This window comes from Parvularcula sp. IMCC14364 (genome assembly GCF_030758415.1).
GTDB lineage: Bacteria > Pseudomonadota > Alphaproteobacteria > Caulobacterales > Parvularculaceae > Aquisalinus.
The window spans coordinates 1,175,472-1,199,264 of sequence record NZ_CP132334.1; the positions used below are offsets into that span (position 1 = coordinate 1,175,472).

Annotated in this window: 25 protein-coding genes; 15 read left to right on the forward strand and 10 right to left on the reverse strand. The window is 53.1% G+C overall.

What is annotated here, in order from left to right; genetic code table 11:
• Positions 1-5 precede the first annotated feature (5 nt).
• From RAL90_RS05555 to RAL90_RS05575, 5 genes are all read right to left on the reverse strand, one after another.
• Entirely contained in the window at positions 6-1,631 is a 1,626-nt protein-coding gene (locus tag RAL90_RS05555; RefSeq protein ID WP_306253530.1) for a TRAP transporter large permease subunit, read from the reverse strand.
• Positions 1,632-2,255: a TRAP transporter small permease subunit gene (locus tag RAL90_RS05560; RefSeq protein WP_306253531.1), complete on the reverse strand. Its 624-nt coding sequence runs from the start codon at positions 2,253-2,255 to the stop codon at positions 1,632-1,634.
• A gap of 2 nt (positions 2,256-2,257) precedes the next feature.
• On the reverse strand, positions 2,258-3,439 hold the full coding sequence (locus tag RAL90_RS05565; RefSeq protein ID WP_306253532.1) for a TRAP transporter substrate-binding protein: 1,182 nt from the start codon (positions 3,437-3,439) through the stop codon (positions 2,258-2,260).
• Positions 3,440-3,550: 111 nt separating this feature from the next.
• Positions 3,551-4,297: an arginyltransferase gene (locus RAL90_RS05570; RefSeq protein WP_306253533.1), complete on the reverse strand. Its 747-nt coding sequence runs from the start codon at positions 4,295-4,297 to the stop codon at positions 3,551-3,553.
• A 124-nt stretch (positions 4,298-4,421) separates the two neighbouring features.
• Positions 4,422-6,278, reverse strand: coding sequence for an SLC13 family permease (locus RAL90_RS05575; protein ID WP_306253534.1), 1,857 nt, complete (start codon positions 6,276-6,278; stop codon positions 4,422-4,424).
• Positions 6,279-6,451: 173 nt separating this feature from the next.
• Between RAL90_RS05575 and RAL90_RS05580 the strand changes: the two genes are divergently transcribed.
• Both RAL90_RS05580 and RAL90_RS05585 read left to right on the forward strand, forming a co-directional pair.
• Positions 6,452-6,949 carry a flavin reductase family protein gene (locus RAL90_RS05580; RefSeq protein WP_306253535.1) on the forward strand — a complete coding sequence of 166 codons (498 nt, stop codon included), beginning with the start codon at positions 6,452-6,454 and terminating at the stop codon, positions 6,947-6,949.
• Positions 6,950-7,807, forward strand: coding sequence for an NAD(P)-dependent oxidoreductase (locus RAL90_RS05585; RefSeq protein WP_306253536.1), 858 nt, complete (start codon positions 6,950-6,952; stop codon positions 7,805-7,807).
• Between the two features lie 7 nt (positions 7,808-7,814).
• Here RAL90_RS05585 and hemB read toward each other — a convergent pair whose 3' ends face one another.
• On the reverse strand, positions 7,815-8,828 hold the full coding sequence (hemB, locus tag RAL90_RS05590) for a porphobilinogen synthase (RefSeq protein WP_306253537.1): 1,014 nt from the start codon (positions 8,826-8,828) through the stop codon (positions 7,815-7,817).
• 142 nt (positions 8,829-8,970) lie between these two features.
• Between hemB and ldtR the strand changes: the two genes are divergently transcribed.
• Both ldtR and hemA read left to right on the forward strand, forming a co-directional pair.
• Positions 8,971-9,492, forward strand: a complete 522-nt coding sequence (gene ldtR / locus RAL90_RS05595; protein ID WP_306253538.1) for a transcriptional regulator LdtR — start codon at positions 8,971-8,973, stop codon at positions 9,490-9,492.
• Positions 9,493-9,613: 121 nt separating this feature from the next.
• Positions 9,614-10,831 (forward strand): 5-aminolevulinate synthase, encoded by a 1,218-nt coding sequence (gene hemA / locus RAL90_RS05600; RefSeq protein WP_306253539.1) that lies wholly within the window; start codon positions 9,614-9,616, stop codon positions 10,829-10,831.
• Between the two features lie 36 nt (positions 10,832-10,867).
• Here hemA and RAL90_RS05605 read toward each other — a convergent pair whose 3' ends face one another.
• Positions 10,868-11,332, reverse strand: coding sequence for a MucR family transcriptional regulator (locus RAL90_RS05605; RefSeq protein WP_306253540.1), 465 nt, complete (start codon positions 11,330-11,332; stop codon positions 10,868-10,870).
• A gap of 316 nt (positions 11,333-11,648) precedes the next feature.
• Here RAL90_RS05605 and glyA point away from each other — a divergent pair, with 316 nt between their 5' ends.
• Genes glyA through thiL form a run of 4 tightly spaced genes read left to right on the forward strand, consistent with a single transcriptional unit; the run spans position 11,649 to position 14,949 of the window.
• Complete coding sequence (glyA, locus tag RAL90_RS05610; RefSeq protein ID WP_306253541.1) at positions 11,649-12,935, forward strand: serine hydroxymethyltransferase; 1,287 nt, start codon at positions 11,649-11,651, stop codon at positions 12,933-12,935.
• A 45-nt stretch (positions 12,936-12,980) separates the two neighbouring features.
• Entirely contained in the window at positions 12,981-13,439 is a 459-nt protein-coding gene (gene nrdR, locus RAL90_RS05615) for a transcriptional regulator NrdR (RefSeq protein WP_306253542.1), read from the forward strand.
• A gap of 56 nt (positions 13,440-13,495) precedes the next feature.
• A complete protein-coding gene (gene nusB / locus RAL90_RS05620; protein ID WP_372340434.1) occupies positions 13,496-13,933 on the forward strand; it encodes a transcription antitermination factor NusB in 438 nt (145 codons plus the stop codon).
• Between the two features lie 14 nt (positions 13,934-13,947).
• A complete protein-coding gene (gene thiL, locus RAL90_RS05625; protein WP_306253544.1) occupies positions 13,948-14,949 on the forward strand; it encodes a thiamine-phosphate kinase in 1,002 nt (333 codons plus the stop codon).
• Here the strand turns inward: thiL and RAL90_RS05630 are convergent.
• Positions 14,946-15,401 carry an outer membrane protein assembly factor BamE gene (locus RAL90_RS05630; protein WP_306253545.1) on the reverse strand — a complete coding sequence of 152 codons (456 nt, stop codon included), beginning with the start codon at positions 15,399-15,401 and terminating at the stop codon, positions 14,946-14,948. The two genes, thiL and RAL90_RS05630, sit on opposite strands and share 4 nt — an antisense overlap.
• A 113-nt stretch (positions 15,402-15,514) precedes the next feature.
• On the opposite strand from RAL90_RS05630, the gene RAL90_RS05635 reads away from it, so the two are divergent.
• The 6 genes from RAL90_RS05635 (at position 15,515) to RAL90_RS05660 (ending at position 19,683) form a co-directional block, all read left to right on the forward strand.
• Positions 15,515-16,060 carry a ubiquinol-cytochrome C chaperone family protein gene (locus RAL90_RS05635; RefSeq protein WP_306253546.1) on the forward strand — a complete coding sequence of 182 codons (546 nt, stop codon included), beginning with the start codon at positions 15,515-15,517 and terminating at the stop codon, positions 16,058-16,060.
• A gap of 9 nt (positions 16,061-16,069) precedes the next feature.
• On the forward strand, positions 16,070-16,579 hold the full coding sequence (locus RAL90_RS05640) for a YceD family protein (RefSeq protein ID WP_306253547.1): 510 nt from the start codon (positions 16,070-16,072) through the stop codon (positions 16,577-16,579).
• 103 nt (positions 16,580-16,682) lie between these two features.
• A complete protein-coding gene (gene plsX / locus RAL90_RS05645; protein ID WP_306253548.1) occupies positions 16,683-17,774 on the forward strand; it encodes a phosphate acyltransferase PlsX in 1,092 nt (363 codons plus the stop codon).
• Complete coding sequence (locus RAL90_RS05650; protein ID WP_306253549.1) at positions 17,774-18,745, forward strand: beta-ketoacyl-ACP synthase III; 972 nt, start codon at positions 17,774-17,776, stop codon at positions 18,743-18,745. Before plsX ends, RAL90_RS05650 begins: the two co-directional genes overlap by 1 nt.
• A gap of 114 nt (positions 18,746-18,859) precedes the next feature.
• The gene (locus RAL90_RS05655; protein ID WP_306253550.1) at positions 18,860-19,189 is read left to right on the forward strand and encodes an integration host factor subunit alpha; all 330 of its coding nucleotides are present in this window, start codon (positions 18,860-18,862) and stop codon (positions 19,187-19,189) included.
• Positions 19,186-19,683: a MerR family transcriptional regulator gene (locus tag RAL90_RS05660; RefSeq protein WP_306253551.1), complete on the forward strand. Its 498-nt coding sequence runs from the start codon at positions 19,186-19,188 to the stop codon at positions 19,681-19,683. The genes RAL90_RS05655 and RAL90_RS05660 overlap by 4 nt, the downstream gene beginning before the upstream one ends.
• A gap of 52 nt (positions 19,684-19,735) precedes the next feature.
• On the opposite strand, the gene RAL90_RS05665 is transcribed toward RAL90_RS05660, so the two are convergent.
• Positions 19,736-20,593 (reverse strand): glycerophosphodiester phosphodiesterase, encoded by an 858-nt coding sequence (locus RAL90_RS05665; protein ID WP_306253552.1) that lies wholly within the window; start codon positions 20,591-20,593, stop codon positions 19,736-19,738.
• Between the two features lie 70 nt (positions 20,594-20,663).
• Positions 20,664-22,796 carry an ATP-binding protein gene (locus RAL90_RS05670; protein ID WP_306253553.1) on the reverse strand — a complete coding sequence of 711 codons (2,133 nt, stop codon included), beginning with the start codon at positions 22,794-22,796 and terminating at the stop codon, positions 20,664-20,666.
• A 128-nt stretch (positions 22,797-22,924) separates the two neighbouring features.
• Here RAL90_RS05670 and panB point away from each other — a divergent pair, with 128 nt between their 5' ends.
• A complete protein-coding gene (gene panB / locus RAL90_RS05675) occupies positions 22,925-23,752 on the forward strand; it encodes a 3-methyl-2-oxobutanoate hydroxymethyltransferase (RefSeq protein ID WP_306253554.1) in 828 nt (275 codons plus the stop codon).
• The last annotated feature ends 41 nt before the right edge of the window (positions 23,753-23,793 follow it).

The following is a 23,793-nucleotide window of genomic DNA, read 5'->3' on the forward strand; positions in this document are numbered from 1 at the left end:
TGAGGCTAACTGCCGTACAGCAGATCTGGCAGCCAGGTTGCCAGTTGTGGAAAGAGCGCCAGTGCTGCGAGTGCAATAATCTGTATCAGCACAAAAGGTAAGGCACCTTTGTAGATTTGCGCTGTGCGCACGCTGTCCGGTGCGACCCCGCGCAAGTAAAATAGCGCAAAGCCGAAAGGTGGTGTCAGGAAGGATGTTTGCAGGTTGACAGCCATCATCACCCCGAGCCAGACGGGATCGACCCCCATGAGCAATAGAGCAGGGGCGACAAGCGGCACCACCACAAGCGTGATCTCGATAAAGTCCAGGAAAAAGCCGAGCACAAACATTACCAGCATCACGGCAATCACTGCGCCCGTTACACCGCCTGGAATGTTTGAAAGAGCATGAGCGACTGTCTCGTCCCCCCCAAGCCCGCGGAAAACAAGCGAAAACAAGGCTGCGCCGATCAGAATGGTGAAAACCATTGTGGTAACCGTCGTGGTTTTTTCCACCACGGGGGCAAGCATTTTTTCTCTCAGAAGGGCAAAAAGGCTGGACGCAAGGCTTAAGGCAATCAGGATGCAGCAGAGTGTGGCAAGGAAGATGCCCAAGGTTTCCAGACCATTGACCTGTTGACGACCGACGCGCAGGTCCAGCGTTATACTGAGCAGAAGCAGGACCGCAGTTGCGAGTGTTCCGGCGATCAACAGTGGCCGTCCCTTCCAGTCAGTTTTCGGGCAAACCCTAAAACCTGCGATCAGGATCGCGCCTGCCGCGCCAACGGCTGCAGCTTCTGTCGGGGTCGCGATACCACCCAGGATTGATCCCAGAACGGCAACGATCAGCAATAATGGCGCGGGCAGTGTTTTCAGTGCGGCGATGAGGATGTGAGAATATGTTGCACCCGTTTCCTGCGGAATTGCTGGTGCGGCTTTGGGATTAAGCAGGGCGACCATAATCTGATAGGTGAGATAAAAGCCAACCAGCATCAGCCCGGGCAGGAGGGCGCCGGCAAAAAGGTCCCCGACGGAAACTGTTTCCGGTGCATAAACGCCCTGTTGTAATTGTGCTTTCTGCCAGGCGTTTGATATCTGGTCGCCCAGCAGGATCAGTACGATCGAAGGTGGAATAATCTGACCGAGTGTGCCAGCTGCGGCAATCGAGCCCGAAGCAAATGCCGGCGAGTAACCCCGTCGCAACATGGTCGGCAGCGACAATAATCCCATGGTGACAACCGTTGCACCAACGATGCCGGTGGAAGCCGCCAGCAATGCGCCAACGATTGTAACAGAAATACCCAGCCCGCCGTTCATGCTGCCGAACAGCTTGGCCATATTGTCGAGCAGTTCCTCGGCAATTCTGGATTTTTCGAGGACCACGCCCATCAAGACAAAAAGAGGCACGGCAATAAGGACCTGATTATTGATGATCCCGAAAATCCGTATGGGATACGGTTCAGAAAAAAAGGTGACGTCAAATGCTCCCATGGACAGGCCCAACAAACCATAGAGCAGGGCCGTGCCGGCAAGGCTGAAGGCAGCTGGATATCCTGCGAGCAACAATACGCAGAGGGTCACAATCATGGCGATGTCCAGCCATCCGGCGCAGGCACACCAGCAAATGATGAGGCTGTCGATAAACTCCGCCATCTAGTTTGTGACCTGTCTTGTAGGGCGCAGTACCAGCACGGCTTTTGTGGCGATCGAGAAGCCAGCCATGGCCAGCAGTGCGGCGAAGATCGGTATCAGGCTTTTCATGATGAAAACCGCCTGAATACCTGATGCCTCACGCGATCCTTCCATCACATCCCATGCTCTGGCAACATAAGGCCCGGCTGCCCAGATGATCAGAATGCAGACCGGGAAGAGGAACAGATACGTTCCGACAAAATCCACAATGGCTTTGCGTCGCGCCGATGCGTCCCGATAAAAAATATCCACCCGCACATGCTCATTCTGCAGCAAGGCATACCCTGCTGTCAGCAGGAACAGAAAACCGAACATGTAAATGATGCTTTCCTGTAGCCAGATGAAGTTAATGCCAAAAACATATCGCATCACGACAACGCCGACCTGGACGAGTGCCATGATGAGCGCGAGCCACATGACGGTGCGGGCGACAGATGTGTTTATCGTGTCAAAAAGAGCAGCAAGATGTTGGCATACGTCGCGAAGGGCAGGTGCGCCAGTGAACAACAGGGCAGGCGGCAGCAGCATCAGCAGGCATGACAGCGCTGCACTCAGCATAAAGATATTTCCGATTATCTCGAGCATTTTCAGAGGTCCAGCAATTCCCGTCTGACAGCCATATAAGCCTCATCAGAAATGCGGTTCCATTCTGCGCCAGCAAGTAGAGCCTCACGATAACTGTCATAGATGCGCGCTGACAGATCGTCTTCGGCGGCGATCTCCTCGAAGACGATTTTTGTGTTCCTCGCCAATGCTTCCATAACATCTTCCGGCATCTGGCGCAGTTGCACATCATGCTCTTCAATCAGGGTTTTCAGCCCGATCGAATTATTATGCGCATATTGAGCAATCATCTGATGGTTTGCGGCGCGGCAGGCATTTTCCACGATGGCCTTTTCCTGTAGGGAGAGGTCATTCCAAAGCTCGAGGTTCATCCCGGTTGAGAGCATGGCGCCAGGTTCATGAAATCCTGGCCAGTAATAGAAGTTGGCCTCGCGATAGAACCCGAATGCAATATCGTTCCAAGGGCCAACCCATTCGGTCGCATCAATCGCACCGGACTGAAGCGCCTGATACAACTCGTTACCCGGTAGGGAAACAGCTGTCGCACCTGTCCGACGCATCACTTCGCCGCCAATACCGGGCATACGGATTTTCAGCCCGCGCAGGTCTTCAAGGGAGTTGATCTCGTTTTTGAACCAGCCGCCCATCTGGTGGCCGGTATTGCCAGCGCCAAACGGTTTGATATTGTACGCACCAGCAAGCTCATCCCAGAGCTGTTGTCCGCCGCCATATTCAATCCAGCCCATAATCTCCGAGATCGTCATGCCAAAGGGCACGGAGGTGAAGAAGGCATAGGCGCGCGAGCGGGATGTCCAGTAATATTCGGCCCCATGATAAAGGTCTGCGGAACCACCAGAGACAGCATCGAAGGAATCAAATGCGCCGACCAGTTCCCCGGCGGCGTAAAGAGTTACGCGCATCTTGCCGCCGCTCATTTCAGTAATGTAGCGGGCGACATTTTCAGCACCGTCACCAAGGCCGGGAAAGTCACGTGGCCACGTGGTGACCATCTTCAGTTCCCTGTCAGCGATGCCATTTATGCCAGCCTCTGCGACAGCGGGGCCGCCGCAACGCTCCTTGCATTCGCAGCCCGCGGCCAGAGTGGCCGCGCCAAGTGCGCCGACTGTCATGAACTTGCGCCGGTTCAACCGTTTTGAAGGTGTGGTGTTTTGCGGCAGACTGTTTTCGTCGGGGGTGTTAGCCATCCCTTTTCCCCTTATTTTAGGAGCAGTCTGGCTTTTTTCGGCGGTCAGGTCCAGCGCCGCTGTTCAACCGGATGCACGATTGACGGAAGTCGAAAAGGCATGTGGATCAAATCAGCGACGAGAATTGTTCTGTAACGGTTGCCAGCCATTACTGGTCCATTCTTCCAGTGGCTTGAACCTGGCTTTGTAATCCATCTTGGCGCTGCCATCGACCCAGTAGCCCAGATAGACATGCTGGAGACCCAACTCTTTTGCATAGCTGATATGGTCGAGTATCATATGCGTCCCGAGACTGCGCAGGTCTTCATCAGGGTCAAAAAAACTGTAAACCATGGAAAGGCCATCCGGCAGCCTGTCCGTCAGGCAACAGCCCAGCAGCCGGTCCTCACCATCTTCTGATACCTGGCGATATTCCAGAACAAGCGTATCGACAGAAGTCTGCTCAATCATGCTTGTGTAATCCAGCACTGTCATGTCGGACATACCGCCATCTGCGTGCCGGGCATCCAGATAGGCGCGTAGGATCGAAAACTGCTCGCTTGTCGCTTCCGGAGCCGCGTTCACCCGGATGACATCACGGTTTTTATTGCGGATGCGCTGCCAGGATTTCCCGAGACTGAAATCTTCTGCCACGACCCGAACAGGCTTGCAGGCCGAACATGTGTCACATGCTGGCAGGTAAACGATATTCTGGGAACGGCGAAAGCCGCGTTGTGTAAGCAGGGCATTCAACTGGGGGGCTGCAGGCCCAGACAGAAAGGAAAAGACCTTTCGCTCCTTGCGCCCGTGCAAATAAGGGCAGGGGGAAGGAGAGGTCAGGTAAAATTCCGTCCGGGAGTGTTCGAAAGGTTTGGTCACGCTGTAGATACTCTGCTCATGCGCTAATACGCTATGAAATGCCGCTTTGGACGGCAAGGTGTATTATCTGTTTAAGGGGCTGTTGCAAAAGACATGCTGCTTTCACGATGAACCTTGAAAAAATCTAAAGAAGCCCGGTCATGCGGAAATAAATTGGGGCCACGATCGTATAAACCACCCAGAGAATTAGGATCAGCGGGATCCCGATCGTCAGGAAATCCCTGAACTTATAGTGTCCGGGTGCCATGACCAGCAGATTGGTCTGGTATGCAACGGGCGTCGCAAAAGAGCAGTTGGCCCCGAAGATCACCGTCAGCAGCAAAATAAGCGGATCAATTTCTGCCGCAACGGCTGCGTTGACAGCAATCGGCGTGAACAGAACCGCTGTGGCGTTATTGGAAAGTACGTTGGTGAGGGCGGCAGAAAGAATAAAAAACAGTGAGATCAGCAGTATCGGACCGCCCACCTGCGCCATAGACACAAGCCAGCCGCCGATCATCGCAGCACCGCCGGTCATCTCGAGAGAAATCCCCATAGCCAATGCCGACCCGATCAACAGAAAGATGCGTCTGTCTATAGCGCGTGATGCCTGGCGCACATTGAGGCAACCAGCTGCCACCATCAGTGTCGCGCCCAGAAAGGCTGAAATGGCAATCGGGAAAAGGCCGAGCGCCGCAGTGCCAACGACCATCGAAAAAATCATCGCAGCCCTGCGTGCTCTGCCAGGTTCCGGCAGGCCGGTCATCGACCACTCAAGCAGCACAATATCCTTGTCTGTCCTCAGGGCGCGCACATCTTTTATGTCTCCCAGCAACAGCAGCACGTCACCGGCTTCGAGCCGAATTGAATGCATCTGGGACCGGATCATCCTGCTACGACGCTGGATACCCAGAATCACACAGTTGGTCTGATACCGGAAGCCTATCTGGGCGATGGTGCGTCCGATCATGCGCGAACCAGGCGCGACAATGGCTTCCACCATGGTCAGTTCACCCCCGGCATTGTTGTCTTCCTGAATGTCAATCTCGCTCATAACCCCGGCAAGAATATCCGGCTTGGAGCGCAACAGGTTGGTCAGGGCCTTTCGTGTCGCTGCAATAATGACCGTGTCATGCAATCTGAAGACGAAATCATCGTAAGGTGGCAGCATCGCTTCCTCGCGGCGCTGGACCATACGCACCGTCACATCAGGCAGGTCCGGAAAAAGACCTGCCACAGCACCGCGCCCGATCAGCGGATGCCCCCGGCTGATTTCGATCTGGGCGATGAACTGTTTCCCGTCACTCTCGCCCCCATGAACATTCTGGGCGGTACGATCCGGCAGCAACCATCTGCCGGCCGTCATCAGATATATGCCCCCAACGATTGTGAGCACGATACCGATCGGGAACAGGGCGAAGAAATCGATCCTCTGGCCCGTCACATTGGCAAAGGCTTCCACAGCCAGAAGGTTTGTGGATGAGCCGATGATCGTCAACATACCGCCAAAAATGGACATAAACGACAGAGGGATCATCAGCCGGGACGTACCCATTTTGCTTTGGGCGGCGATGGCGGCCATGATCGGGATGAACATCACCACAACAGGCGTGTTATTGAGAAATGCGCTGATCAGAACGACAAAAACAAAAACGGCTGCAAGCGCCAGGAAGCTGTGCTTCTCATAGGCATTCACCAGCATTCTGGTGGGAAACTCCAGCGCACCGGACTGAAACATGCCCTGGCCGATGATCAGCAGACCCATGATTGCGAAGAGGGCGGGGCTTGCAAATCCACTCAGCAATATGCCTGAATCCAGCACATTTCTGCCCGCATCATCTTCCACCGGGAAGAAATGAAAGAAAACAAGCAGCATGATGACGGCGCTCGCCGAAACCATTTCCATGGAAAAACGGTCAAGGCTGTAGAGGATCACCATGCTGCCGATGATCAGCATCGTCACCCACATTTGCCAGTCGCTGGTAAGTAATTCCTGCATCATCAATAACTAATCAGATTCTGTGGCTGTAAGCTTGCTTCAATAACATGTCGTGTCTGCAGGTGGGGTCCTGGTACCCGGAGGCGGCCTTTCAGCAGAATATCCCTTGCATCCACATACAGGAGCGTGCTTGACCTTGGATTTGCTGGTTTTTCTGAAAGAAACGGTGAGGCTGAATGAAATCTGATCCTGCTGATCTGAAAAATACGTTTGCCAGATTTGTGACTGGTATAACGATTGTATCCTGCCAACCTGAGGGGCAGGATGTAGAGCCGATAGGGCTGACGGTCAATTCATTCACATCAGTTTCGCTGAATCCGCCACTGGTATTGTGGTGCATTGATAAGTCCTCCAGCGTCTTTGATGCTTTTGCAACGTCAGACAACTATGCCGTGACAGTATTGAAAAGTGATCAGGCGGCACTGTCGGGCCGATTTGCCACTCCTGGTCAGCATGGCTTTGAAGGCCTTGAGACGGAGACGATGGTAACGGGTGCGCCTGTTTTGACAGAGAGGCTGGCAGCATTGGATTGCCGCGTGGAGGCAAGGCACGAGGCAGGGGATCATATGATTCTCATCGGGCGCGTCGTAGAAATCGATTACAGCGATCAGGCCCCGCTCATGTATGTTGGCAGGAGTTACATGGAAGGCCCTGTTATTACAGAGGAAAGCTAAATGAAGTGTGCATTTCTTGGCTTGGGGGTGATGGGGTATCCTATGGCTGGGCATCTGGCAAATGCCGGTCATGAAATGACAGTTTACAATCGTACAGAGGCAAAAACGTCTCAATGGTCACAGGATTACAAAGGCACGGTCGGCAAGACGCCTGAATTGGCCTCTGCAGAGGCAGATGTTGTTTTTGCCTGTGTTGGGAATGATGAGGACAGCCTTGCAGTTGGAGGGTCTGCGATAGCAGTCATGCCGGCAGGCAGTGTCTATGTTGATCACACAACCACTTCTGCTTCCTGTGCTGAAAAGCTTGCGGCGATTGCTCGCGAACGACAGGTCGGTTTCGTTGATGCACCGGTGTCGGGCGGGGAAGCAGGGGCAGTAAACGGCGCCCTGTCCGTGATGTGCGGTGGCGCTGCGGAGCATTTGAAAGTCGTCAGTCCGCTTATGGCGAGTTACGCCAAGCGAGTAGTTCATATCGGGCCGGTTGGTCATGGCCAGCTTTGCAAATCAGTCAATCAGATTGCCATCGCCGGCCTTTTGCAGGGTCTTTCTGAAGCTGTTGCGTTCGCCAAGGCTTCAGGTGTCAACACAGACAAGACGCTGGAGGCCATATCGGGGGGGGCTGCACAGAGTTGGCAGATGGAAAATCGCTGGCACACTATGGTGCAGGGCAAATTCGATTTTGGCTTCGCAGTAGAGTGGATGCGCAAAGACCTCGATATTGTGTTCAGCGAAGGCGACAGGTTTGCGGCGGACCTCGCTGTCACAAGGCTGATTGATTCATATTATGAAGACGTTGAAAAACAGGGCGGCAAGCGCTGGGATACATCCAGCCTCGTCAGTCGTATCGACAAATCCTGAGGGGGTTTTATGCCGGCTGCGCCAGCAATTCTGCGACTTCGAGTGCGAAATACGTAATAATGCCGTCTGCTCCGGCGCGCTTGAAGCAGTGCAGGGATTCCAACACTGTTTTTTCGCGATCCAAAGCGCCGTTCTCAGCGGCCGCACAGATCATTGCGTATTCTCCTGAAACCTGGAAAGCAAAGGTTGGCACCCGGAAGGTATCTTTTACCCTTGTAACCATGTCGAGATAGGGCAGGCCCGGCTTTACCATGACGCTGTCCGCGCCTTCCTGTAAATCAAGGGCAACTTCACGCAGTCCTTCATCCGCATTCAACGGGTTCATCTGGTACGTTTTTTTGTCACCCTGCAAAACATTCTGTGACCCGATGGCGCCGCGATATGGCCCATAAAAGCTGGAAGCGTATTTGACCGCATAGGACATGATCTGCGTATCGGTCAGGCCTTCAGTCTCAAGGGCCCGACGGATTGCGCCGACGCGCCCGTCCATCATGTCGGATGGTGCAACAATATCAAACCCGGCTTTTGCTTGCAGTACGGCCTGCTGGCAGAGAATATCAACCGTCTCATCATTCAGAATGATGCCGTCCTCAAGAAGCCCGTCATGACCATGGTCTGTGTAGGGATCGAGCGCAACATCGCAGATCAGACCAATATCCGGGACACTGGCCTTGATGGCACTTGCTGTGCGGCACATCAGATTGTCAGCATTCAGGGCTTCGCCTCCACCAGGGGAGCGTTCTTCAGTGCCGGTGTAGGGAAACAGCGCCAGCGCTGGAATGCCAAGCCCTTGTGCCATTGCGGCGGCTTCGACAGCTTTGTCCGGAGAGAGGCGATATACACCCGGCATGTGCTCAACTGGCTCTTTGACATCATGGCCATCCTTGAGAATGACAGCCCAGATCAGGTCGTACGCTGACAGGCTTGCTTCAGCATGCAGGTTTCGTGACCAGTTACTGGCGCGCAGCCGCCTCAGTCTTGTGTACGGATAAGATTGTCCGCCACCAGTATAATCAGCCATTTAATCGATACTTTCTGTCTCAATGCAGGTCAGTTTTGAAAGCCGGGGTCTCATAAAGAAACAATCCGCTTAACCACACTTTAGTCGTTCGCCACTATTGTTTTTCGCTGAGTAGCGTACCTTGTGTCAGAGGCAATAACAAATGGTAGCAGAAGCAACACTAAGCACCCAGTTGGCAGGAACTGTAGGGGAAGACAATGAGGGAGACCTGAAATCGGTCTACCTGAAATTGTTGCACCTGATTGAGCGTCTGCATAGGCAGCTCCTTGATGTCATCAAGGATGAATTGGAACGACTGGGCCAGGCTGACATAAATGCCGTGCAGGCTTTGCTCCTGTATAACATTGGTGATGCGGAACTGACTGCTGGCGAATTGCGCTCGCGCGGCCATTATCTGGGCAGCAATGTGTCCTACAATCTCAAAAAACTGGTTGAAGCAGGCTATATTCGCCATGAGCGCAGCCAGACTGACAAACGCTCTGTCCGTGTTTCGCTGACAGAAAAGGGAACAGAAGTGCGTCATACACTTGTGCGCCTGTTTGACCGTCAACTGGGCTCTGTTGTTCAGGTCGGCGATGTCAATGCCGGCATGATTGGCGGCACCAATGTTGCGCTTGAGCGGCTTGAGCGTTTCTGGTCTGATCAGATTCGCTTCCGTCTCTGAGATTCATTCTTATAAATCCCTGAAATATTTGGTGAAAGCGTCTGCCAGACCGTTGCAGGTCTGGCCTTTTTTACGCATAAATGCATATAGTTCTGACAGGACAAATTCGGGGATACCTTAAATGGTAGATTATGAACGCGCGTTTGATGCAGCTGTGAAAGCTGTAAAAGCGGAAGGCAGGTATCGTGTCTTCGCCGACCTTGAACGCTGCAAGGGCAGGTTCCCACAAGCAACCTATTACGGATCAGACGGCGAGAAAGAAGTAACCGTCTGGTGTTCCAATGATTACCTCGGTATGGGGCAGAACGAGCATGTCGTGAACGGCATGAAAACGGCTATCGATAAAGTGGGTGTCGGGGCTGGCGGCACCAGAAATATTGCCGGTACGACCCATTTCCACGTCATGCTCGAAGAGGAACTCGCCGACCTGCATGAAAAGGAAGCGGCGCTGCTGTTTACGTCAGGTTATGTCGGGAATGAAGCAACGCTTTCAACGCTTAGCCGTATCCTGCCGGATTGCATCATCCTGTCCGATGAATTGAACCATGCCTCGATGATTCAGGGTATTCGCGGCGGCAAGGGGCCAAAGCTGATCTGGCGCCATAATGATGTCGAACATCTCGAGAGCCTTCTCAAAGACCTGCCCATCGACAAGCCCAAAATCATTGCTTTTGAATCTGTCTATTCCATGGACGGTGACGTTGCCCCAATCGGTGCAATCTGTGATCTGGCTGAAAAATATAATGCCTTTACCTATCTGGATGAAGTCCACGGCGTTGGGCTTTACGGCTATAAAGGTGGCGGCGTAGCGCAGCGTGACGGCGTAGAACACCGGATTGACCTGATCGAAGGTACACTTGGCAAAGCGTTTGGTGTGATGGGCGGCTATATCGCCGGCTCTTCAAATCTGATTGATGCCGTACGTTCTTACGCGTCCGGGTTCATTTTCACGACAGCCCTCTCGCCGGTTCTTGTGGCCGGCGCACTGGAGAGTGTCAGGTTCCTGAAAAAAGCTGGCGATCTTCGCGATCAGCATCAGGAGCGTGCTGCGCGCATGAAAGCAATTTTGCGCGAGGCAGGTCTGCCGGTCATGCCGTCCGTGAGCCATATTGTGCCGGTCTTTGTCGGCGACCCTGTGGCCTGCAAGGAGGTTTCTGACCGTCTGCTGGATGAGCACAATATTTATGTGCAGCCTATCAATTATCCAACAGTGCCCAAAGGGACGGAGCGCCTGCGCTTTACCCCAACGCCGCTCCACACAGATCAGCACATGGAGCAACTGGTACAGGCGCTCGACAAGGTCTGGGTTGAGCTGGACCTGAAACGGGTCGCAGCATAAAAAAAGCCCCGTTTACCGGGGCTTTTGTTTGTTCAATCAGGCTTTTCTTTTCTTGCGCGTGACCTTCTTCGTGGTCGTCCGCTTGGCAGCGCCAGCTGCTTTTCCAAGACCAATCTTCTTGGCGAAAGCTGATCTCTTCTTGGCATAATTGGGGGCGACCATCGGATAATCTGCGGGGAGGCCCCAGCGACGACGATACTCTTCAGGTGTCAGGCCATATTGTGTGCGAATATAACGCTTGAGCATTTTAAGCTCTTTGCCATCTTCAAGACAGATGATGTAATCCGGCGTGATTGACTTGCTGACTGGTATAGCCGGCTCTTTATTTGTGAGCCCGCCGCCTTCACCGGCGTTCAGCGCATTCAGCGTTGAGTACGTGCTGTGCAGCAGCGAGGAGAGTTCCTCGGCAGAAGCTTTGTTATTACTGACGTAAGCTGCGACAATATCTGTCGTCAGATTAAGCAGATCATTAACGTCGTGGGCATCATTTTTGCCTGCCATCAGCTATCCCTTTCTGGTTATAGCCCGTCTCTGGCATCTGGATTAAATGCGCGGGCTTCTGAAGTTTACACAATGATATGATATACCATAACTTTGTATGAACTTCCGCTTAACGAGATGTTATATCATTATCAAGGCCTTAGAGCACATTTGCTGCTGCTGCAGGCGAGAAATTGTCAAACAAGCGTATCCAGAGTTGGCTGAAAACAAGAAACTCAACCGATGGTTAGGGGGCTGGCAGCGCTGATAGTTGACTTTGAAGGTGAGCAATTTACGGATACCTGACAGATAATTCTTCAATACTGGCGGCAAACAAATGAACACAATTTCTTCTCCAGCAGCTTTCTTTGGTACAGGTTTGGCTGATGCGGACCCTGATCTGGCTGAATTTGTCAGCCTTGAGCTGAAACGACAGCAGGAGCAGATTGAGCTGATTGCCTCGGAAAATATTGTGTCACGCGCTGTTCTTGAGGCGCAGGGCTCTGTTCTCACTAATAAATATGCTGAAGGCTATCCGGGCAGGCGTTACTACGGTGGCTGCGACGAAGTGGACAAGGCCGAGCAACTGGCAATCGCGCGGGCGACGCAGCTCTTTTCCTGTAAACATGCTGTCGTGCAGCCCCATTCTGGCAGTCAGGCGAATCAGGCCGTGTTCATGAGCCTGCTGAGACCGGGCGATACATTTATGGGTATGGACCTCGCCGCTGGCGGACATCTCACCCATGGCAGTAAGGTCAACCAGTCTGGTAAATGGTTCAATGCTGTTCATTATTCTGTGAATGAAGATGACCATCTGATTGATTATGGCCAGTTGGCAGAGCTGGCTGACAGGCACCAACCGAAGCTAATTATTGCCGGTGGCTCGGCCTATTCCCGGATTATAGATTTTGCGAAATTCCGGGAGGTCGCAGACAGCGTTGGCGCCATGCTGATGGTCGACATGGCGCATTTTGCCGGTCTTGTTGCCGGAGGTATTTATCCAAGCCCGCTGGAACATGCGCATGTTGTCACGACCACGACCCACAAAACCTTGCGTGGCCCGCGTGGCGGATTGATCCTGACCAATGAAGACGACCTTGCCAAAAAATGCCGTTCTGCCCTGTTCCCGGGGCTGCAGGGCGGCCCGCTCATGCACGTGATTGCTGCCAAGGCGGTTGCCTTTGGTGAGGCGCTGCAGCCTGAATTCAGGTCTTATGCGCAAGCGGTCGTCGATAATGCCAAAGCCATGGCGGATGTTCTGGTTGAGGCCGGATATGCGGTCGTCTCTGGCGGAACAGATACGCATCTGGCCTTGATTGACCTGCGCCCAAAAGGTGTGAAGGGTAATATGGCTGAAGAAAGCCTCGAGCGCGCAGGCATTACTTGCAACAAGAACGGTGTGCCGTTTGACCCCGAAAAACCGGCTATTACCTCGGGGATCAGGATTGGGTCGCCAGCGGGGACAACCCGGGGCTTCGGTGTGGATGAGTTCCGTCTTGTCGGCAGCCTGATTGCGGAAGTGCTCGATGGGTTGGCCGTAAATGGTGATAATAATGAAACCGCAGAGAAAGCCGTCTTCGCCCAGGTCCGGGAGCTGACTGACAGGTTCCCGATTTACAGCTGACATTGTGACCGCTAGAGCAGAGAGCCGGTAGACAGGAGGCACCCCATGCGCTGCCCGTTTTGTGCCAGTGAAGATACGCAGGTTAAAGATTCGCGTCCCACGGAAGATGGTGCGGCTATACGGCGTCGTCGTTTGTGCGGCTCCTGTGATGCGCGCTTCACGACATTCGAGCGGGTGCAGCTGCGGGAGTTGGTCATCCTGAAAAGTTCCGGCAAGAAAGTGCCCTTTGATCGGGAAAAACTGGTCCGTTCCATCAGTATTGCTGTGCGCAAGAGAGAGATTGATCAGGACAAGGTTGAAACCATGGTTTCAACCATTGTACGCAAACTGGAAGCATTAGGGGATACGGAGATCGGCTCAAGCGTTCTCGGGGAAATGGTGATGCAGGGACTGCAGGAACTGGATGAAGTGGCTTTTGTTCGGTATGCATCCGTGTACAACAACTTCTCCCGGGTTGAAGATTTCGAGAAGTTTCTGAGCCGCATGGCCGGACAGTCAGAGTAGGGCAGGTTTTGGTAAAAGCGGTTACAGAAATCAGTGCAGATGTTGATGCGCGTAACATGGCACGACTTGCTGCCGTGCAGGCATTATATCAAATGGAACACGCGGGCAGTGGCCTCGAAGGCGTTATTCGCGAATATCGGGATCACCGCCTTGGCGGAGAGCTGGATGGCGCCATGTTGCGTGATGCAGATGCCGAATTTTTTGAGGACATGCTGCGGGGTACCGTAGAATTGCAACACAAGATTGATAATTTTATCAATCGACTGCTCCGCGAAGGATGGTCATTGAAGCGTCTTGATGCGACGGTGCGCTCTATATTGCGCTGCGGTGTTTACGAACTTATCCGGCGGGCGGATGTGCCTTACAGATCTATTATCGATCAATATACGGATATCGCTGTATCCTTCTTTGAAGAAGGCTCTGACGAGGCCGGTCTGGTCAATGCTCTTCTTGACAAAGCCTCATCCGAGGTGCGTACGGAAGATGATCTCTAGAGCGGGCAAGCCCTATGGTTGTCGCTAAAGGCCTTGATGAATTCGGCCTCATCAGAAAATTCTTTGCGCCACTTTCAGGTGAGGGCAGTCTTGATCTTAAGGACGATGTCGCTCGCCTGGGTTCAGAACTTATTGTCAGCAAGGACATACTGGTTTCCGGGGTACACTTTTTCGCAGATGATCCGCCGGACCTGATTGCCCGCAAGGCACTTCGGGTGAATATCTCTGACGTGGTGGCGAAGGGCGCGGTGCCAATCCACTATATGCTAGGATGTGTTTTTCCGAATACAACGGATGAGAAGTGGGTTGCCTCATTTGCTGACGGGTTACGTCAGGATCAGGCCGAATTTCAGCTCTCGCTACTGGGCGGTGACACCACGAAAGCGCCAGGCAACAGTCCCATGGTTGTTTCGGTAACAGTCTTTGGCAAACCGTTTCGTCGGAGCAACATTGTGCACAGATATGGGGCCTGTGCTGGAGACAATATATTCGTGAGCGGAAGCATTGGTGATGCCGGGCTCGGTCTGGCGATCCGGGCTGGTCAGATGACTGACAGAGGAAAGCACGCGGCATTTCTTGAAGAGCGTTATCTGCTGCCGCGCCCGCGGTTGGCTCTGGCAGAACCTATAGCAAAATATGCCTCTGCCTCTCTTGATATCTCGGACGGGCTCCTGGCGGATGCAGGGCATCTGGCCCGCGCATCAGGGACAGACCTGATGATTGTTTCAACTGATCTGCCCCTGTCTGAAGCCGCACGGCTCTGGGTAGATGAACAGACCGACACAAGCCAGGCTCTGACAAGGCTTGCAACTTGTGGTGATGATTATGAAGTACTTTGTGCGGTTAATCCACAAAATACGGACATGTTCGTGGCTTCAGCTGACGATGCGGGTATCGCAATTACCCAAATAGGCAGATGCGCCGCAAGCGGAGAGGGGGCGGTTCAGTTTGTGTCGTCTGAGGGGCGTGAGATCGAAGCGCAGCAGGCAGGCTACAATCACTTCAGGTCCGGTTAAGGGCCACCAGGGCCTTCGCCTTCTCCGGTGGTTGGCAGCTGGCCGACATTGCCGACAAGCTGTTCAATGATAGAGAGTTCCTTACCGCGTGTCGGGGTCTCACGATCAACCAGTTCGATTTGCATCCCGTCTTTCAGGGCATATTCGTTGACTTCAGTTACCTTGCCATCGCCGTCAAAATTGAAGGCAACGACGGTACGTGTCGTGGTCTGGGTCTGATAATAAGCGCGGGCATTACTGGTTGATGAAATATAATACCATGTGTTGTCATTCAGGGAGGGCACGATGGATGGTTCACCATAACGGGCCAGCACACTGGTTTTGGTATCAATACCCGCTTCAGCGGTCAGCTCATTCTCACCGCGCTCAATAATATAGCCATGCCGCGCACGGGTGGACACACATGCTGCGAGAGTGGCAACTACGCCGATAAGGACAATCAAACGAAACATATCACACCTGTCTCAGACCAAAGGAATTTCTATGTATAGTATGTAGCGGCGCTTTGCCAAGCCGCTTACATAGTCTGACTGTTACAGATACGCCATGAACGGACGCATTTTTGATGATATTCTCTCTTTTCAAGCCCGATGAAGTGCATGAGGCTGCATCTGACCTCTATAACGACATTGTCGAACAGGCACGCAAACCAGTGTTTTATCTGGCTCTGGAAGTGCCTGATACAAAGGAGGGAAGGTTCGATCTCATCACGCTGCATATGTTTCTTGTGCTGAGGCGCCTCAAAACAGAACCCGACACCAGCGGCCGCTTTGCCCAGAAACTGTTTAATGTCATGTTTCGCAACATGGACCATTCGCTCAGAGAGATGGGCGCGGGAGATCTGACTGTCGGCAAGAAAGTGCGTGTTCTGGCCGAAGCTTTTTACGGCAGGGTCAGCGTCTATGGCGCCGCGCTGGACTCAGACGATCAAGAGGCTTTGCTCAAGGCGCTCGGGCGCAATATTTATGATGATGAGGCCTATGACAGGGTGGTCCTGCGCCGGCTTGCTGAATATATCTCCCACACAGAATCTGATCTCTCCAGTCAGTCGGTTGACCGTCTAATGCTTGGCATTGTCCGGTTCCCCGAACTTCAAAGCGCTGATGCGTAAGGAATCTTGATGACACAGACTACCAATGCAAAGGGCTCCAGAACTGTCGTGCCGCTGTCTGATCTTGATGATTTGGAAAAGTCGTACCGGATCGAGCTGTCACCGACCCAGCTACATGAGGCGGCAAACAGGCTGGATATTCCGGACATTGAGACATTGGAAATCGACTTCCACATCAGCAAAACCGGCCCCCTCATCGGTTTGCGGGGAACGATGAAATCCGTCCTGAAAAGAATCTGCGTCGTTACGCTCGACACAATGGAAGAGAAGCTGAACGTGGATTTCTCGATTGATTACACTACCGAAGCCTTGCCCGACTCTATTGGCGATGAGGAAATTTCGCTCGAGGAAGATGAGCCAGAACCATTAGAGAGTGAAAGTCTCGATCTTCTCGATATTGCGGTGCAACAATTAGCGCTGGAGATGACCCAGTATCCCAGAAAAGACGGGGCAGAACTGCCCTCTGAAGGTCGGGACGACAGGAACCTGTCTCCATTCTCTGTATTGAAGTCAAACTAGAACCTCAGCACAGATTGATCTCAATCAGCCCCTCAAGAGCGACGTTGCATCGCTGCGCGGACTCTGTATTTTGAGCGCAGCAAACGAAAAGTTCGAACAGGTCATGTCAAATCAGAAACTGTCGATAGCACTTGATGTCATGGGGGCTGACAAGGGCATTGAGACCCTTCTTACCGGTTGCCGCCAGGCTTTCGATAAAGGTTTGCAGGCTTCTGTTCTGCTGACAGGTGATGAAGCGCAGATTGCGCCGCATCTGGCGGCTGTTGGACTGAACGCTGAAGACGGTCGTGTCCAGATCCGTCATGCAGAAGAAGTTGTCACCATGAACGATAAACCGACGCAGATCATGCGCCGGGGGCGTAAGACGTCAATGTGGGCAGCCATCGAAGCGGTCAAGAATGGCGATGTGGCTGCGGCCGTATCGTGCGGAAATACGGGCGCCTTGATGGCCATGTCTATTCTCCAATTGCGTATGATCGAAGGCGTCGATCGGCCCGCGATCACGGCTCTCTGGCCTAATACACGCGGGGGCAATGGTGTTGTTCTGGACGTCGGGGCAAATGTTGAAGCCAACGAAACGCAACTGGTGCAGTTTGCGATCATGGGGGAGGCATATTACCGCGCCCTGACAGGCAAACAGAAACCAAAAGTTGGCCTTCTGAATGTTGGGGCAGAAGAACTGAAAGGTCATGAATTGATCCGCACGGCTGCCACAACGCTGCGCGAAGCAGACCCTGAGATGGACTTCTATGGTTTTGTTGAAGGAGATGATCTCGCGAAGGGGACAGTCGATGTAATTGTCACTGATGGCTTTACCGGCAATATCGCTCTCAAGTCAGCAGAGGGAACAGCCAGAATGATCGGCGGCTGGGTGCGCGACTCTCTCACGGCAACCTTGCTGTCAAAACTTGGCGCTGCCCTGATGATGGGGTCACTTCAGAAACTGAAATCCAGGATGGATCCTTCGCGCGTCAACGGTGCGCCTTTGCTCGGGTTGAATGGTCTGGTGCTGAAGAGTCATGGGGGCAGTGAGGCAGAAGGCATTGCAGCAGCGTTGTTGACGGCAGAAAATCTGGTGCGCAATCCTTTCCGCGACGAGATCAAGACCACAATTGCGCGTGTTGCCCGCCGCACCGAGCGCGCGCTCGGTCAAGCAGAAGATGATATAAAGAGCCAGCAAAAGGCCGCAGTATAATGAGTTTCAAAGCCGTCGTGAAAGGTGTTGGCAGTTATCTCCCAGCACAGGTAGTGACCAATGAAGATCTGGCACGCAGAGTAGATACGTCAGATGAATGGATCACTGAGCGCACAGGTATCCGGCAGCGATGCATCGCTGCGGAGGGTGAGCTTACGTCAGATCTGGCAGTCGGGGCGGCAAAACGCGCGATGGACCACGCGAAACTGGGGCCAGAGGATATTGATCTGGTGATTGTTGCAACGGCAACGCCAGATATGACATTTCCGGCAACGGCCGCAATCGTTCAGGCCAAACTGGGTATCCGGCAGGGGGCCGCGTTTGACATTCACGCAGTTTGCACAGGGTTCGTCTATGCCCTGTCCACGGCAGAGAAATTTCTCGCCTCCGGACAGCACCGGCAGGCGCTTGTCATTGGTGCAGAGACATTTTCCCGTATTCTCGATTGGGAAGACCGCACCACCTGCGTCCTTTTCGGTGATGGCGCCGGCGCAATGGTGCTTTCAGCCGTGCCGGAAGAAGAAACAGACGGGAAGGGCATCATTTCAAGTTGTCTGAGATGCGATGGCAGCATGGTTGACCTTCTATATGTGGATGGCGGTGTCTCCTCAACGCAGACAGCAGGACACTTGCGGATGCAGGGCAACAAGGTATTCCGGGAAGCCGTCAATCGCATATCATCAGCCATGATGGAGGCGGCAAAAGAGGCTGGCATCGAGCCGTCAGAAATTGACATCTTCGTTCCGCATCAGGCCAACCAGCGCATCATTGACGGGGTCGTCCGGAAGTTGGGGATCGGAAAAGAACGGGTGATTTCGACCATCGCCAAACATGGCAATACATCAGCTGCTTCCATTCCACTCGCGTTTGATAGTGCTTTGCAGGATGGCCGGATCAAATCCGGCGATCTGGTCATGCTGGAAGGCATGGGGGGCGGGTTGACCTGGGGAGCAGCCTTGCTGCGTTACTGATCCCGAGCTGGCGCACATAAAACTGCCATATTTCAAGGGCTTAATAGACTTAGTTTATTGACCTTCGGGGATAGTTTTGGCTATTTTACAATTATTACACATTGGGGAAATGCCATGAGCAACAAAACTCTAACGCGAGCAGACCTCACCGAAGCCGTCTATCGCAATGTCGGCCTCTCGCGTAATGAGTCATCGGAGCTGGTTGAAAATATACTGGAGACGATTGCTGACCGGCTTGAAGACGGGGAAACGGTCAAGCTCTCTTCTTTCGGTACGTTTTCTGTGCGGGAGAAGAATGAACGCATTGGCCGCAATCCGAAAACAGGCGAGGAAGTGCCAATCAAGCCGCGCAGGGTACTGAGTTTCCGGCCCTCCCATGTCCTGAAAGACCATATCAACAAGACCATGCAAAGCGGGGAAAGCAGGAACAGGGCAGCTGAGTGACAAAATCTCCGGATGCTTTTCGTACAATAAGTGAGGCGGCAGAGCAGCTCGACCTGCCTCAGCATGTCTTGAGGCATTGGGAAGACACTTTTGGTTATATCAGGCCCATGCGACGTGCTGGCGGGAGACGGTTTTACCGTACCTATGACCTGGAACTTCTGAACGGCGTGCGCACCTTGCTGTATAATGAGAAATACACAACCAAAGGTGTGCAGCAGATCTTCAAGGATAATGGCGCGCAATATGTTGCCGAGATCGGGCGCAAGGCATTTGCAGGCGAGCCTCACGATGCAATCACTGAGACATCTCAGGCAGAGACGCAGACGGAAGAAATGGCCTCCGAGACAGAAACCGTGGAGCCGAAGACAGATTTGCCATCGCAGGAACTGGTCGAGCAGCTTGGTGACATGTTGAAAAGGCTTGAGTCCGTACAGGACAGCCTGGACGAAGCGTTACTTGCCGTCGATACAATTACGGCCATGGACGACAGATAATAAAGAAGAGGCGGATCCTGCGGACGGATAAACGCATCATTCGCCTGATAACTTATCTGACCAGCCTGCCCAACACTTCCACATAATCCGTAATGATACCATCAACGCCAAGATCAAGAAGTTTCTCCATTTCTGCGGGGTCGTTAATCGTCCAGACGTGAACACGGATATTACGTGCCTGCGCTGCGCTCAGAATGCGCGGGTGTACGAGGTTGAGGCCGCTCTGCTCTTGAGGAATTTGCATGGCTAGGGCAGGGGTGGGGACAAAGCGCGAAAGCCCCAGCTTGGCTGCAATGACGAAATAGGTGACCTCGTCTGCGGACATGCTTGTTGCCACGTCGGGGCAGGCTTTGCGAAAGGTAGTGAGCGTATCATGATCGAATGAAGCGACCATAACCTGATAGGACATATTCTGGCGTCTTATCTCTGCGCACAGCTCTCCTGCGGCTAAAAGGCGTTCAGGACCAGGTTTGATTTCAATCAGCCAGCGCGCATCAGGATGCTGTGCCAGCGCGATATCCAGCCTCGGTACACCAATCTCTCTTTCCAGCGCATCAGTTGATACGGTATCCGCCCTTGCCTGTGAAACATCCTGCCACGTCATGTCGGCAACAGCGCCGTTCAGATTTGTGGTCCTGTCGAGTGTATCGTCATGCAACAGGATCAAAACACCATCCCTGGTCCGTTGAACATCTGTTTCGAGAATATCAGCGCCCATAGCATCGGCCATCATCAGCGCCGGTAGTGTGTTGGGCGGCTGAACGCCTTGCCCGCCACCATGCGCGATGATTTCTGCACGCGCTTCTGGTGCATTTTTGAAATAGCGATGTTCTGCTTGCGGCGATACCGGCCACAGACAAAGCGTAAATATGGCAACTGCCATGACGGCCAATATGACGTATTTATTCATGGTTCCTCCACCTGAGACCTGCTTTAGCACAGATCAGGACGGAGTGAAATCAGGCAGCCCTGCTGTTCCCCTAGTGTAGACTGGTCTCACCTTCGGGCCCTTCTTGAAGGAAGTTTATCGCTACTGGTAGCTCGACAATGAACCGGGCACCTTTTGTATAATCAGGATCAAGACGTATGTCGCCATTATGGCGCTGTGCAATCTTGCGGCACAGGGCAAGGCCGATACCTGCTCCCTCAACTTCTTCTTTTCGCACCAGTCGCTTGAAAGGTTCGAAGACTTTATCCTGAAACTCTTCAGCAATGCCTGTGCCTTCATCTTCAATGATGACGCGGCAGATATCTTTATCAGAACGACCGGCGTAAATGCGAATAACAGGGTGGCTATCACCGGCATAGTTGCAGGCATTGGCAATCAGGTTCTGAAATAGTTGTGTCAACATGCCATCTGAGCCAGCAACATGGGGCAGTGGGGACACGCTCAGACGGGCATCTTTTTCCTGCAGAATTATCCGTATCTGATCTGTCGCCTCTGCAACAACACGATCCAGGTCTACGGAAGTCGGTTTGATTTCGGCCGTGTCGGTACTACTGAGGTCATAGAGACTTTTCACGAGGCGTCGCATTCGCTGGCTGCAGGCCATGATAATATCAAGGGCCTCCTGTGCATCCTCTGAAACGGGCGTTTGTGCACTCTCCAGTTCTTCGCGCAGGACATGTATGAATGCCTCACTTTGGCGCAGGGGCGTTTTCAGGTCGTGGGATGCAACAAATGCAAAGTCCTTCAAACTCTTGTTGAGCCTTTTAAGGCTTTCCTCTCTCTGGCGGAGAGTTTGCGTGCGCTCGTTGACGACGTTTTCCAGTGAGGCAACAAGCCCCTTGAAGCGGTCATCGCGTTCGTAAATAGCCGTGGCAAGATGGCCAAGTTCGTCAGGGCGCGTGCTGATTGATTGTATAGTTTGTTCCCCGCGTTGTGATTTGTGCTGTGCCGCTACACTCAAGCGCACCAGGGGGCGCACGACAGTTTGCCGCAGCAGTTTGTAATGAAGGTAAATACCGACAGTCGTTGCACAGATAACAAATATCAGGATCGGCAGGATAACGTTAATCGCCTTACTAAATATATATCCCCGGTCTACGGCCATCACCAGCGTCCACTCAGGCCCTGCAATCTTCTGAAAAGTCAGATAATAATTTCCAACGGTCTGCATTTCTGCACCAGGGTTTTGGGTAACAAGTGCAGCTATTTCCTGCAATCTCAGGTCTGTTGCCAGTTCTTCGGCCAGGGCGAGATTATTTTCGGAAGAAGTCAGCAGCGCCGGGTGTGCAATCAGGTCACCTGCGCTGTTGATGAGCATCGGTGTTGCATATTCCACTGCAGGGGTCACAGCCTCTGCGAGCCATCCATCAAGCGGCAAACTGATGCCGAATGCACCCATAAACGCCCCGTTTATATCATAGGGGGTATGGCAGCCGGAGGTGAGGGTGTGGCCTGAATCATCATACATGATGGCTGTGAGGTCAGTGCACGTCATTTTTCTGGTGGGATTGTTCTCAAGTCGTGAATTCACCTCGAAGGGCTGGCCAGTGAAGTCCATATCCGCTGGGGCTGTCTGGCGATAAAAGCTTAGCCTGTCGGGTCGGTGCGGGGCAAAAATGATGAGCTGGTTAGAGGGCGTAAAGAACCAGAAATTATCATAATACGGCTCTATCACAGGACCGATCTGTTTGATGACGTGGTAGGCACTGACAAGCAGGTGTTTTTCTTCGTCACTTATTGTGGTGCCGTTTGAAACAAACCCGCCAATTCCATGCACATACTCACCGTTTCCTGACACAAAGCCGTCGAACATTGCTGGATGAGAGCGGCGCGTGCCATCCTTCTGCAGCGGGAAAAGTCTGTCAAATTCAGTAACTGACCTTTGCGTTGGAATATTCTCCAGCCGATAGGTCAGCAAGTCGATCGCCTTGCGCTCAAGCGCTGTCACCTGATTGAAAATCTCCTGCTGGCTCTGGGCCCGGTCTTTTACATGACGGGTGATCTCAGCGATTTTCTGGCCGCGCAGGCTTTGAAACAGAGCTATGACACATACAACGGCGCAGACCACCACAGTGCTTACGGCTATTATTGTGACCAGTTTGATGATCACTGTGGCCAGTGATTTTTCTGCATCCGTATGGGGTAAGGAAGCGGATGAACTCATTTTTTTGCCCTGTCCCTGCGCAAGGCGGAATATTAACGCGAATGGTTAAAATTATCTGATCTCGAGTGCAGCGGGTGTCGCAAGGCGGTGCGCTTGCTGTTCAATGCTGCGACTGCTAAGGGCGGCAAATGTCAAAACAGGAAAAAATTTCCCGCAAAACGGTCAAGGATATTGCTGGCGCCAAAAATGGCACGCCCTTGGTCTGCCTTACAGCTTATGACGCCCCCATGGCTTCTTTGCTGGATTCCCATTGTGACCTGATCCTTGTGGGGGACAGTGTGGGCATGGTTGTCCATGGTCTGCCGTCAACGGTTGGCGTTACCATGGAAATGATGATCCTGCACGGGCAGGCGGTCATGCGTGGCTCGCGGTTAGCATTTGTTGTCGTGGACATGCCATTTGGCTCTTACGAAACCAGTCCCGATCAGGCTTTCATGAATGCTTCCCGGATTATGAAAGAAACCGGCTGTCAGGCGGTGAAGATTGAAAGCGGCACTTACGCGGCAGACCAGATAAGGCATATGGTCGAGCGTGGCATTCCGGTCATGGGGCATGTTGGATTGCGGCCGCAGGCGGTGAATGTGGATGGCGGTTTCCGGGCGAAGGGCCGCAATGACTCAGAGCTTGAGCGCGTCATTGCCGAAGCGCGCGCCGCGGATGAGGCTGGTGCTTTTGCGATTGTCATTGAAGGCGTGGCCGAGGAACTTGCTTCCGAAATCACCGGACTGGTGTCCTGCCCGACGATCGGTATTGGCGCGTCTTCTGCCTGTGACGGGCAGATCCTGGTGACAGACGACATGCTGGGTATGGTTGACTGGACGCCCAAATTCGTGCGGCGCTATGGTCGGCTGAAAGACGAGATAGTTTCGGCAGTTGAGGAGTATGCCGCTGACGTGCGGGCGCGCAGTTTCCCCGGGAAAGCCGAGACCTACCGTCTTCGAAAAGACGACAATTAGAGCCACCTGTTTCCTGTGGCGGTTATTGCTGACGAATTGCA

Coding starts and splice junctions, on each gene's coding strand:
- RAL90_RS05635 (WP_306253546.1), top strand. CDS start 15,515: ATGATATTCTCTCTTTTCAAGCCCGATGAAGTGCATGAGGCTGCATCT.
- hemA (WP_306253539.1), top strand. CDS start 9,614: ATGGTAGATTATGAACGCGCGTTTGATGCAGCTGTGAAAGCTGTAAAA.
- RAL90_RS05575 (WP_306253534.1), bottom strand. CDS start 6,278: ATGATGCAGGAATTACTTACCAGCGACTGGCAAATGTGGGTGACGATG.
- RAL90_RS05630 (WP_306253545.1), bottom strand. CDS start 15,401: ATGTTTCGTTTGATTGTCCTTATCGGCGTAGTTGCCACTCTCGCAGCA.
- RAL90_RS05640 (WP_306253547.1), top strand. CDS start 16,070: ATGACACAGACTACCAATGCAAAGGGCTCCAGAACTGTCGTGCCGCTG.
- RAL90_RS05580 (WP_306253535.1), top strand. CDS start 6,452: ATGAAATCTGATCCTGCTGATCTGAAAAATACGTTTGCCAGATTTGTG.
- RAL90_RS05655 (WP_306253550.1), top strand. CDS start 18,860: ATGAGCAACAAAACTCTAACGCGAGCAGACCTCACCGAAGCCGTCTAT.
- nusB (WP_372340434.1), top strand. CDS start 13,496: ATGGCACGACTTGCTGCCGTGCAGGCATTATATCAAATGGAACACGCG.
- RAL90_RS05565 (WP_306253532.1), bottom strand. CDS start 3,439: ATGGCTAACACCCCCGACGAAAACAGTCTGCCGCAAAACACCACACCT.
- ldtR (WP_306253538.1), top strand. CDS start 8,971: ATGGTAGCAGAAGCAACACTAAGCACCCAGTTGGCAGGAACTGTAGGG.
- plsX (WP_306253548.1), top strand. CDS start 16,683: ATGTCAAATCAGAAACTGTCGATAGCACTTGATGTCATGGGGGCTGAC.
- RAL90_RS05665 (WP_306253552.1), bottom strand. CDS start 20,593: ATGAATAAATACGTCATATTGGCCGTCATGGCAGTTGCCATATTTACG.
- RAL90_RS05555 (WP_306253530.1), bottom strand. CDS start 1,631: ATGGCGGAGTTTATCGACAGCCTCATCATTTGCTGGTGTGCCTGCGCC.
- thiL (WP_306253544.1), top strand. CDS start 13,948: ATGGTTGTCGCTAAAGGCCTTGATGAATTCGGCCTCATCAGAAAATTC.
- hemB (WP_306253537.1), bottom strand. CDS start 8,828: ATGGCTGATTATACTGGTGGCGGACAATCTTATCCGTACACAAGACTG.
- RAL90_RS05650 (WP_306253549.1), top strand. CDS start 17,774: ATGAGTTTCAAAGCCGTCGTGAAAGGTGTTGGCAGTTATCTCCCAGCA.
- RAL90_RS05585 (WP_306253536.1), top strand. CDS start 6,950: ATGAAGTGTGCATTTCTTGGCTTGGGGGTGATGGGGTATCCTATGGCT.
- glyA (WP_306253541.1), top strand. CDS start 11,649: ATGAACACAATTTCTTCTCCAGCAGCTTTCTTTGGTACAGGTTTGGCT.
- RAL90_RS05560 (WP_306253531.1), bottom strand. CDS start 2,255: ATGCTCGAGATAATCGGAAATATCTTTATGCTGAGTGCAGCGCTGTCA.
- nrdR (WP_306253542.1), top strand. CDS start 12,981: ATGCGCTGCCCGTTTTGTGCCAGTGAAGATACGCAGGTTAAAGATTCG.
- RAL90_RS05605 (WP_306253540.1), bottom strand. CDS start 11,332: ATGGCAGGCAAAAATGATGCCCACGACGTTAATGATCTGCTTAATCTG.
- RAL90_RS05670 (WP_306253553.1), bottom strand. CDS start 22,796: ATGAGTTCATCCGCTTCCTTACCCCATACGGATGCAGAAAAATCACTG.
- panB (WP_306253554.1), top strand. CDS start 22,925: ATGTCAAAACAGGAAAAAATTTCCCGCAAAACGGTCAAGGATATTGCT.